This is a genomic window from Spiroplasma endosymbiont of Nebria brevicollis (genome assembly GCF_964030895.1).
GTDB lineage: Bacteria > Bacillota_I > Bacilli_A > Mycoplasmatales > VBWQ01 > Spiroplasma_E.
This window is the reverse complement of sequence record NZ_OZ034986.1, coordinates 309,907-320,356: the sequence shown is the minus strand read 5'-3', so window position 1 is coordinate 320,356 and position 10,450 is coordinate 309,907. Positions and strand designations below refer to the sequence as shown.

Below are 10,450 nucleotides of genomic sequence, written 5' to 3'. Positions count from 1 at the left end.
TTTTTCTTCCTTAATCAATAATTTTACAACTCAGATATTTAATTATTAATCAAATTCTGATGTCGGAAATACATACTTATCAATCGCTTTAGCAACTCCACCACAAGTATTTTTAGTAGTTATATCATAAGCTGCTAATTTTAAGTTAGGGTGGCCATTCTTCATAGCAATTCCATATTTTACTCATTGAATTAATTTGTAGTCATTCATTCCATCACCGCATGCTAAAACTTCATCTGCTTTAATTCCTCATTTTTTACATAAGAACTGAACTGCTGCTGCTTTATTAACACCAAGTGGATTAATTTCAATAACACTATGTGAAGATGTGGCAAGTTCTAAGTCTTTAATAGCACTTAGTTTTTCTAAAATAGGATTAACCCGTTTTTTCTTTTTACAAAATAATAGAATCTTATACATACCTTCAGTAGTAGTTTCATCAATTTGTTTACTTGGTAAATGATTAAAGTTTTCCATAATCTTTACTCGTAATGAACTATGGTTAATAAGTCCTGTTTTATTATTAGTACTATATCCTCACATAGCTAAGTTATTATCATTAGCAAATTTAATAATTGCTTGGATTTGTTCTGTACTTAAAGATTTTTCGTATAAAATATCCATTTTATTCTCTTTAGTAATATCAATAATATTACCACCATTATAACAAATAATATGTCCTGTTTGTTCATGTATTAAACATGTTTTAGCAATATCAATAGTTGAACTAGGAGCTCGTCCAGTGGCAATGATAACTTTAATTCCTTTATCTTGGGCTTTTTGAATAGCTACTAAATTTTTAGGATGTACTTTTCAACGGCTTTTTAATAATGTTCCATCTAAATCAAGAACAATTAACTTAATTGGCATGAATAATTACCTTATTTTCCTTTAGCTTCTTCAATATTACTTGTAATTTGTTGTTCATTTACTAAACCAGACACACGACTAACAACATTCCCGTGTTTATCAAAATAAATTAAAGTGGGAATTGAAGCAATTTCATATTGTTCTGCTAAAGTTTTAGCATGGTCAACATCAACTTTAATGAAGTTGATATTACTATTAGTTTTATCATTAGCTACTTTTTCAAATCTTGGGCCTAATGCTTTGCAAGGCCCACATCATTCTGCAGAAAAATCAATAACTGACACTTTACCAGAGTTTAAAATTTCAGCAACTTGCTTTTTATCATTAATATGTTGTACACTCATTTTTTTCACTACCTTTTCTAAATTGTTTACCAATTAATTTTATCATTACTTTACTTTTTTCTTATAATAAAGATTTAAGAAAAAAAATATTTTTAATTTATAGTAAAAGTAGCATAAATATTAGACATATCATATCATATACAGAAGTAAAATATTCAACTTATCTAACTAAAAAATAATTGTCATGAATCAAGGGTAGAAAGAAAAACTTTCATCCTTGATTTTGTTATTAATTTAGATACTTTAATTCATGCCTATTATTAAAGATAAAGCAATCATATTTTAATTTAAAGTCTCCTAATTAATGAACACCATTAAAAGGTCTTAAAAATAATTTTAGGCTGCTATGTAAAGAATTAATTTTTTGTAAATTCGATAGATTGTCAATACAAACCTATTTGAATTGATTTCATTAATATTCATTTTTTTTTAATAAAATATCAAAGTTTTCATAAATAGTTTAAATGTTTTAAACTAAATATTTAAACTTGAATTAGGTATTCCTCTACTTGTTGTTGGTTGTATATTTGCAAAATTGTATTTCATCTGGATTAAAATTTTGGTTAATTAAATGATTGGATGTGTCCGATTTTTTTATACCCAAGTTTCTTTTGACGAAAGAGAATTAGATGTTTGAGAAGGGTTAACTGGTACATTATTACAGTTAGTTTTAATTGATTCATCAAATGGTTGTTGTGAATTTTGTTGTCTACTTATTAATGCACCATCATTGTTTGTTTTTTCCTTACTTTCCTTTGGATATATTAATTTATATAATAGTGTCTTTTCCTTATTTCCATGTCATCCATATTGAGCACCACTAATACCGAAAATAACAGGGCCAGCAACTACAACACCAACAGAACCACAAATGCCACCTGCAATTGCCTTACCAGTTTTTTTGACTAATTTTTTTTGTTTTTCCTTTTCTGCTTTGACTTTTCTTCGTTCATTTTAATCTTCCTTTCAAAATAAAAACTCATTTACTTTTAAATAAAGTACCTGAGTTAAAAACTTATATTAAGTTTATGAACAAGTATATAGGGGCTTTGCCCCTTGGGTGCTACGCACCCACACCCCACTAACTTTTTAAAAGTTGGACAAATGGCGTAAACGCCCCGCCAACCAAACCAAAGGTTCTTGGTTGGCACCGGCAATACATATACATTTTACTTCTTAACAAACTTTTTATTTTTATCATAACTACGCTTACCACTAACCTTAACAACATCTTTTTTCTCATCTTGTAAAATATTATCTAACTTATCTAAACCAACTGCTCTAATATCATCAACAGTAAAATCCAAACCTTGTGACTGTTCATACTCTTTAACACTACTCAACTCACTTTTTAAATCATGAATATAATGCAAAGCACGACTATTATATTTTTGTAAATAAAACCTAGGAAATCACAAACTAAAATTCATAGTCTCACCACTATAACTTGGTGGAAAACCACCCTTTTTAATTATTTTCTTAGTTTGTCTTTTAGATAAAACAATCTTATTATAATCATCAACATTAGTATAAATATTAAGTTTAAACTTAACTAAAAATAATAAAATACGCATTCTCTTAACTTGAACAATATACTCTACTTTTTCACGTGCTTGTTTTGGTATTCTATCGGGGTGTTGTTCAATCATACACATTATTCCATTAAAATTATGACCAATTAATTTACAAAACATTCCCAAACTTTCTTGTGTTTTTTTAAATTCCGGTGATAAATCATTACTATTAATCTTTAAACCTAATTCATCTAAAACAACCATATCATTCTCATTAAAAGCATAATTACTATTTAATTGATTAAATTTAAAAACATCATCATAAGAACAACGATAACTAAACTCATTACGCACTTTAATAGGAATAGGACTAACTACTCTACCTTTATGTCTTTGTGCCAAACAACAAGCAAGCGCTGACTTACCAGTACGTGGTGGCACTGAAATAATATAAAAAACAAAACTAACATTTATTAAAGCAAGGATTGGCAAAGGCAAAGTATACAAACTATCATAAAAGAACGACTTAATAAAAAGTGTAACAGTATGCAATCCAGTAAATGAACTTAAATACTGCATATAAATAGTTTGAACTAATGTATTAACAGTTGGTAAAAGTTTACCTAACAAAGGCAAAACAAAAACTAAACTAAAAAATAACTTTACCATTTGCTTATTCCTTTCTAATTACTAATGAGTTCCATGAATAATATGACGCACAAATTGTTTAATAAACACTACTACCATAAATACAATTGAAATTAGCACTGGTCAATTTGTAAATGTTCCACCATCACCAGTTGTAAATACTCAACCAAAAATATAAGTAAAACCATTTAATAATTGTTGTCCAACACCACCTATCATGGTTAATAAGGCACTTAATCCTGTTGGCATATTAATCACCCCCTTTCTCTAATTCTTTTTGTTGTTTTTCCATTTCTAATCTACGCTTTTTCTTTTCAAAATCTTTACGACAATATAAACAATCAGGGTCACTATCATTTTCCTTTACATGTTTTTTATGTTTTCATTTTTGAATACCTTCACGTATTCAATTACGAGAAAATCAAAGAATAAGACCAAAACCACCCATATATGCTAAATATTTAACTATCTCTTTCATATCCATTATTTTCTACCCCCTAAAAAATCATCATAATTCATATTTTCATTTAATCTTTGTTCAAAATTTATTTTTGCTTTTTTCTTATGCAATTTCTCTCTTGACATATTTTTTCACTTTATCTTTTTCATTTTAAACACCACCTAACGTATAAGCATAAGAATAATCCCAATTTAAACTTGCTCTATATAAATTAATTTCAGACATACTATCGTTTAAATCAACATCAACCATACCGTCATCTGTACTTTGATAATCATTAATACTAGCATTAATTAATCTTGCTCTTTCATCAGTAAATACTTCTTGTAATTCTGTATTATTATGTGTATTTCCCAATGGTAATAATAAAGTATTAATAATCTCACTTGCTCCGGCAATAATCGTAGGAATAGCATAAGCATTATTAAAATCATTATTAATACCCATTGCTACACCACTACTAATTAAACACCCACCAGTTGCCATATTACAAATCTTTCTTATACTCTCAAAACGATTAGGAATTAATTCACTTAGACCACTAACAACATTTGCTATACCAAAACTATTTAAAGATATATAAGTATCTCAATCTACAAAAGGCACATCAATTATTGGTTTAACAGTTGTAAATGGTGGATATGTTGGTCTTGATGGTTCAGTAGGACAAGGTGGTCAAAAACAAGGTTCATCTTTTAATAAAGACACAGACTTATCTACATATTGAACAAACTTAGCATAATTAATTAAACCAATTGTTCCCAAACCCAAAAATATTTTTTTATAACTATTAATAACTTTATTTCTAGTAGTTGGTCTTTGATTAATATTCCATATATCAATTCCTAATTTCTTACTAAATAATAAAGAATTAATACTTCCTAAATTGGATCTTTTAAATATTGACCATAATAAGCACCAACTCCTACCATTGCACTTAATGGACTTAATCCAGTTCTTACTATCTTTGTTAAAGTATAATTACTAGTTTGCTCTAATTCATTAGGCATAAATAAAACTCCTTACTATTAATAAGGAGCATATTTATACCAATTTGTATAATTGGGAGTAAAGTACACAAAAAAGTATAAATATACTCCCTATTTAGTTTTTTTAATTTTCTTTTTGTTGTAATTGTCCTTTTTGTTTAACCAAAGCAATATCTAATATACAATTTGGACAATAATATTGTTTAGTATATAAATTTTGTAAAACTTTCTTAGGACAAACAACTTGGTCACAAAGTTTACACATATACATTGCTAAATGAAAATGTTGTTTACAAGCACAATTATTAATTTTTGACATAACTTAAATCCTTTAAATAATTATTTAACAATTACCCTATAATAAATAACTATTTAGTTTTTAAATTATGTATGTCAATAATTTTTGCTTCTCATGTTATTTCAACATCATAATAATAACCAAGACTTAAATTCATTTTAGCAAGTTTAGTAAATAATTCACTATCATGTAAAACTCATTTATCCTTAGATTTTTCACCAGTTGATATTTTAATACCTTTATCAGTAATATAAAAAGGCGAAAAAGTAAGTACATCATAATTTTTGGACTTACCACTTTTCTCATCTTTAATTACTTCATTACTTCTAATTTTTGTCAATTGACATAAAAAATACATCTTAACCTCCTCGACAGAGACTTAATTAAAGTCAGATTAATAATGTGGGTAATTAACATTATTAATTATAATATAACATAAAAAAAATAAAAAACAACAAAAAAAGCCATAAAGAAAAATAATGTCTGTCGAGGACACAATAAATATCTTTATGACAATAACCATTATATATATATATATACATACATACAAGTGCTAACTATAAAATTTATTAAAAATTAATAAATAAATTACTGTTTAACTACATTAGTAACTAAAAAATCTGCTTGATTAAAACCTATTTCAATTTTTATACCTCTAATAGATTGTTTATTTACCATATAAATTTTTGAAAAATTATTATAAATAACAGTTGATAATCTTTCATAATCTGCCTCATTAAATAACAAATCTTTTTCTTTATAAAAGGTTTTAAGTAAATTATTAATTTGTTCAATTGCTTTTAATGGTAAATTCTGTAAATAAATATTTTCAATTTTTAAAAAAGTATTATTATTTATATAATCATAAAACTTAATATCATATACTTTGTCACCAATATAATCTTTTCCGTCAATATTAACAATATTACTTTTAGAGTTATTTAATTGAAATAAATTTACTCCCGAAGTAGTTGCTATTGTTGTAGTTGTTAAAATAGTTAATAATGTTTTCATATATTATGCTTCCTTTATATAATTTTTTAATCTTATCTCTATTAACCTATTAATATTATAATATATATTAAAAACAATTAAAATATTAATTTTTAATGTAAAATTTTTTTTATAAAATTAGTTTTTAAATAATAACGTAATCGCATACTTTCTAAACTTACATAAGGTTCATAATCTTTAAAATTATCACCAAAAACAGTAGTATCAAAACTTCCACCAAAAAGTATAGTACGACCTAAATTATCAATTTTCTTTTTAAAAAATTGTGTATGTAAAGCGTTAACAGAAGCATCAATTAAACGTTGATATAACATTATTTTTTGACCTTTAATCACTTTTGGATTAGAACAATTACGAGAAAAAGCATAAGCACGCACACCTAAATCATACTGATTTTGAGATTTTATATCATTTTGTAACTTTTACTACATATTTGCTTAAATATTTAACTATATTTTCATTTGTACCTTTTTTAACTACTCTTACATCATTAAAACCAAATGGTCATCATTGGGGTAACATGCTTTTATGGATTTTTCTATTAAATAATATATGAAAATGAATAGCACCACGTTTTTGATATTCATAAACATACATATATTTTAATTCACCTAAATATTTAGAACGCTTAGGGTCATCTCATCAACACTTTAAACGTTTAAAGAATATAGCAATATCATGTTTTGCTTTATTAATATCTTGCATATTATCAGCATAAGTTAAAGTAACAAAACTTAAAACTTTTGAATTATAAAAATTATGAAATGCTTTATGTATTAATCTTGTTTTAGTACGAATAGTAGAATTACGTAACTTTTTATCATTAATACCTAAATTTTTAATACCAACTTCATTACGTTTATTATTTAATATAGCACTCATCGGTAAAATTATATTTTTAACATAAGCACCATAATAAACTTTCTTAATATAAAAATTTTCTTGCATATATAAAAATCCTCGACAGTATTATTAATTTTATATACTTTAATAACAAAATAATCATAACACAAAAAAAGAAAATAATTAATAAATTATCTTGCGGTGAATTGTGTTACTTAATTTAATTGAATGTTATTATATCATAATTTCTATAATGAATATAGATAAATCTATTAAAAATCTAATATATTTACAAAAAATAAGTGTTTACTTTTTAAATTTTTACATTTATAATATTAATCATTAAATGTTAAATGCGTTTGTAAAAACTCTTGTTAGAATATAAATTTATATTCTAACAAGAGTTTAATTTTAAGATTTTAACAATAACTTACCATCATCATTAAATTACCATCTAAAGTAAAACTATTATAACCATTAGGTAAAATAAATGAATCACCTTTTTTAATTAATTCACCATCAATTGTTCCTTTACCATCTAAAACAGAAACTTGTAATCATCGCACATCAGGGTAACTATAATCTTTAATACCATCATTGGTAATTTTACTTAGTTTATAAAATTGATTATCAACTAAGTAATTATCATGAGCATTAGCATCACTACTATCTTTGTCAGGAGTAATAATAATATCTTCTGCTGCTTTTAAATGTAAAGCTCGCGGATTGCCAAAATCATCAGTACGGTCATAATCATATAAACGATAAGTAATATCTGACGATTGTTGTAATTCAAAGACCATAGTGTGGGCTAACAATCCATGAATTTTTAAAGAAGGAACATAAATAAATTGCCCTTCCTTAATTGGAACGTATTTCAATAATTTATTCCATTGACCTTTATCTACTCATTGTTTAAATTGGTCTTTTGTTTTAGCAAAGTGACCTAAAATAACTTGACCTTTTGGTGCTGGCAAACAATCTAAAATATATCAACATTCAGTTTTACCTAAACTTTGATGGTGTTTTTGCGCATATTCATCGTCAGGATGAATTTGGACACTTAAACTATCATTAGCATCCAAAATCTTAGATAATAATGGATATTCAGTTTCGTGGGGGTTACCAAATAATTGAGGGAAATCTTTAAACAGTTGTGCTAAACTTAAACCTTTATGAGTACCATTTAAAACGTAACTCATACCATTGGGATGGGCACTGATTAATCATGCTTCACCAATAGAAGTATTCTTTGGTAAATCAAAGTTAAACTTATGTACTAACTTTTGACTACCTCAGATTTTAGGGATAAAAGCAGGAATTAAAAAAATTATTTGTGGCAAAGGGTTATTACCCATAATACATTCTCCTAAATTTATAATTTATTTTGTGCTTGGGTTATTAATTATTGTTGGTTTCTTTTTAAAAGTTTTATTAATTTTATCACTCATGATTTTAAAAACACGGATGTTACGTGATTGGATAATTAACAATCCACCATACATAAAACAAGTAATAAGTGCACCAACAATAATAGCTAGGAAGAATAAAGCAATCCCAATTCCTTGATGATAATGTAAAGCACCAACAGCACCTAATACCGCAACAATAGGACCACCATGAGCAGCAGCGTCAGTTAAGAAGAATGCTCCAGCAATACATCCGGCAACTGCACTACCAACAATGTTACTAATAATAGCACGTTTTGGGTCTCTTACAGCAAATGGAATAGCTCCTTCTGAAATCCCAATACACCCCATTAATAAAGCTGTTAAACCTAAAGTTTTTTCACCTTCATTAAAGTACTTACGGAAAATCATTGTTGTTAATCCCATTCCAATTGGAGCAACTGGAATCGCTGCAGCAACAGCACCCATGAAAATTTGGGTATTTGGGTCACCTTGACCACTAGCAACTAAACCAGAAGCAGTTAAGAAGGCAATTTTATTAATTGGACCACCCATATCAAATCCAACCATCGCTCCTAATAATAATCCAATCGCAGCCATAGCAGCAGTTGGTAATTTAGTTAATCCATCTTGTAGTTGTTGCATTAATCAAGCAATTGGCGCACCAATCGCATACATAAACGTAAAACTAATTAAGAAGGTAGCAATAATTGGAATAACAAAAATTGGCATAATTGGGGCAATTGTTTTTGGTACTTTTCAACTAATCATTCATTTTACTAAATAACCAGCAACAGGGCCGATTAACAAAGCTCCTAAAAACCCTGATGAAACATTAGACTCAAGACCAGCAATAGGATACACCAGACCAACAGTATTAGCAATAAAGGCACTAGTCATCGCTGGTACTAATGCAGCCCTTCCAGCAATTGAATAAGCAATATATCCCGCAAGAATCGGAATCATTAACGTAAACCCAGCAACTCCTGCTTTAAACATGAAATATAAGAAGTTAGGTTCTAAAGTAGCAGGGTCGACACTTGGACCGTAAATAGCTTTTGTTAATCCAATTGATAGCGCAATCATAATTCCACCAAAGACAACAAAGGGAACCATATAACCAACACCGGCCATAATATGTTTCATAATTCCTTTTTTGTCAGTAGTAAACATATCTTCGGCAGCATCGCCTGAACTGTTTTTACTATTTCCACCTTTAGTTTCAAAAGGTTTAGCTTCAGCAAACGCTTCGTTCATAGAACCTTCAGGGTCTTTAATGACTTTGGTAATTTCTAATTGATATAATGGTTTACCAACAAAACGCTCTAAACCTAAATCAGCAGCTCCAGCAGCTACTGCAATAATAACTAAATCAGCACTAGCAATATCTTCTTTTGTTAAAGTGCCTTTAATTCCAATACTACCATGGGTTTCCACTTTAATATTATGACCTAAAGTTTTAGCTGCTAATTCCAATTTATCTTGGGCAATATAAGTATGTGCTACCCCCACTGGACAAGCAGTAATAGCAACAATTTTTTTCTTACCATCTTTACTTGTTGTTGATTCTGGCTTCATAGTATCAGTTTTTGAATCTTTATCGTCAATAGCAAGACCAGCAATAATAGCTTCTATATCACTTGATTTTAACAGTAGTTCTTGAAAATCTGGTTTAGCTAATTTTTGTGCTACTTTAGATAAAATTGTTAAGTGTTCATTAGAAGCAGATTTCAACGGAACAATTAAAGCAATAATAGCTTGCACAGGTTGTTCATCCATGGCTTTTCATTCAACAGTTTTTTTAAAGCGCACAATGAAAATTCCTGCTTTAACAATATCTTCATTTCGAGCATGCGGTACAGCTACCCCATCACCAAAGCCAGTTGTTCCTTCTTCTTCACGAGCTTTAAAACTTTTCACTAACGTATCGATACTAGAACCTTTTTTCAAAAGTCCTAACTTTTGCGCTTCTTGGGCAAGTTTTATAAATACTTCATCTTGTGTTGTACAAGAATCATCAAGAAAAACTTGTTGTGATGTTAAAATATCTTGTTTAGACAA

The 10,450-nt window shown here is 27.8% G+C and carries 16 protein-coding genes; 1 reads left to right on the top strand and 15 read right to left on the bottom strand.

All coding sequences use genetic code 4. The features are described from left to right. Window positions 1-45 precede the first annotated feature (45 nt). Together AAHM98_RS01845 and AAHM98_RS01840 are read right to left on the bottom strand one after the other, a co-directional pair. A complete protein-coding gene (locus AAHM98_RS01845) occupies window positions 46-870 on the bottom strand; it encodes an HAD family hydrolase (RefSeq protein ID WP_342276808.1) in 825 nt (274 codons plus the stop codon). A gap of 11 nt (window positions 871-881) precedes the next feature. After that, on the bottom strand, window positions 882-1,214 hold the full coding sequence (locus AAHM98_RS01840; protein ID WP_342276807.1) for a thioredoxin family protein: 333 nt from the start codon (window positions 1,212-1,214) through the stop codon (window positions 882-884). A 571-nt stretch (window positions 1,215-1,785) separates the two neighbouring features. Here AAHM98_RS01840 and AAHM98_RS01835 point away from each other — a divergent pair. Further along, on the top strand, window positions 1,786-2,172 hold the full coding sequence (locus tag AAHM98_RS01835) for a hypothetical protein (protein ID WP_342276806.1): 387 nt from the start codon (window positions 1,786-1,788) through the stop codon (window positions 2,170-2,172). Between the two features lie 211 nt (window positions 2,173-2,383). Here AAHM98_RS01835 and AAHM98_RS01830 read toward each other — a convergent pair whose 3' ends face one another. The 13 genes from AAHM98_RS01830 to AAHM98_RS01770 all read right to left on the bottom strand — a co-directional run bounded on the left by AAHM98_RS01830 (window position 2,384) and on the right by AAHM98_RS01770 (window position 10,450). After that, window positions 2,384-3,397 (bottom strand): hypothetical protein, encoded by a 1,014-nt coding sequence (locus AAHM98_RS01830; protein WP_342276805.1) that lies wholly within the window; start codon window positions 3,395-3,397, stop codon window positions 2,384-2,386. Between the two features lie 21 nt (window positions 3,398-3,418). Continuing rightward, window positions 3,419-3,625 (bottom strand): hypothetical protein, encoded by a 207-nt coding sequence (locus AAHM98_RS01825; RefSeq protein ID WP_342276804.1) that lies wholly within the window; start codon window positions 3,623-3,625, stop codon window positions 3,419-3,421. Window position 3,626: 1 nt separating this feature from the next. After that, window positions 3,627-3,860, bottom strand: coding sequence for a hypothetical protein (locus AAHM98_RS01820; protein WP_342276557.1), 234 nt, complete (start codon window positions 3,858-3,860; stop codon window positions 3,627-3,629). Continuing rightward, window positions 3,860-3,985 carry a hypothetical protein gene (locus tag AAHM98_RS01815; RefSeq protein ID WP_342276803.1) on the bottom strand — a complete coding sequence of 42 codons (126 nt, stop codon included), beginning with the start codon at window positions 3,983-3,985 and terminating at the stop codon, window positions 3,860-3,862. The genes AAHM98_RS01820 and AAHM98_RS01815 overlap by 1 nt, the downstream gene beginning before the upstream one ends. A 1-nt stretch (window position 3,986) precedes the next feature. Next, window positions 3,987-4,607, bottom strand: a complete 621-nt coding sequence (locus AAHM98_RS01810; protein WP_342276802.1) for a hypothetical protein — start codon at window positions 4,605-4,607, stop codon at window positions 3,987-3,989. Window positions 4,608-4,717: 110 nt separating this feature from the next. Next, window positions 4,718-4,846 carry a hypothetical protein gene (locus AAHM98_RS01805; protein ID WP_342276801.1) on the bottom strand — a complete coding sequence of 43 codons (129 nt, stop codon included), beginning with the start codon at window positions 4,844-4,846 and terminating at the stop codon, window positions 4,718-4,720. Window positions 4,847-4,949: 103 nt separating this feature from the next. Beyond that, entirely contained in the window at window positions 4,950-5,144 is a 195-nt protein-coding gene (locus AAHM98_RS01800) for a hypothetical protein (protein ID WP_342276800.1), read from the bottom strand. A 49-nt stretch (window positions 5,145-5,193) separates the two neighbouring features. Further along, the gene (locus AAHM98_RS01795; RefSeq protein ID WP_342276799.1) at window positions 5,194-5,481 is read right to left on the bottom strand and encodes a hypothetical protein; all 288 of its coding nucleotides are present in this window, start codon (window positions 5,479-5,481) and stop codon (window positions 5,194-5,196) included. 230 nt (window positions 5,482-5,711) lie between these two features. Next, a complete protein-coding gene (locus tag AAHM98_RS01790) occupies window positions 5,712-6,137 on the bottom strand; it encodes a hypothetical protein (protein ID WP_342276798.1) in 426 nt (141 codons plus the stop codon). A 92-nt stretch (window positions 6,138-6,229) separates the two neighbouring features. Then, entirely contained in the window at window positions 6,230-6,514 is a 285-nt protein-coding gene (locus AAHM98_RS01785) for a hypothetical protein (protein ID WP_342276797.1), read from the bottom strand. Further along, window positions 6,489-7,085 (bottom strand): rolling circle replication-associated protein, encoded by a 597-nt coding sequence (locus AAHM98_RS01780; RefSeq protein ID WP_342276796.1) that lies wholly within the window; start codon window positions 7,083-7,085, stop codon window positions 6,489-6,491. The genes AAHM98_RS01785 and AAHM98_RS01780 overlap by 26 nt, the downstream gene beginning before the upstream one ends. A gap of 314 nt (window positions 7,086-7,399) precedes the next feature. Then, window positions 7,400-8,338 carry a type I phosphomannose isomerase catalytic subunit gene (locus AAHM98_RS01775; protein ID WP_342276795.1) on the bottom strand — a complete coding sequence of 313 codons (939 nt, stop codon included), beginning with the start codon at window positions 8,336-8,338 and terminating at the stop codon, window positions 7,400-7,402. A 24-nt stretch (window positions 8,339-8,362) separates the two neighbouring features. Next, complete coding sequence (locus AAHM98_RS01770; RefSeq protein WP_342276794.1) at window positions 8,363-10,450, bottom strand: fructose-specific PTS transporter subunit EIIC; 2,088 nt, start codon at window positions 10,448-10,450, stop codon at window positions 8,363-8,365.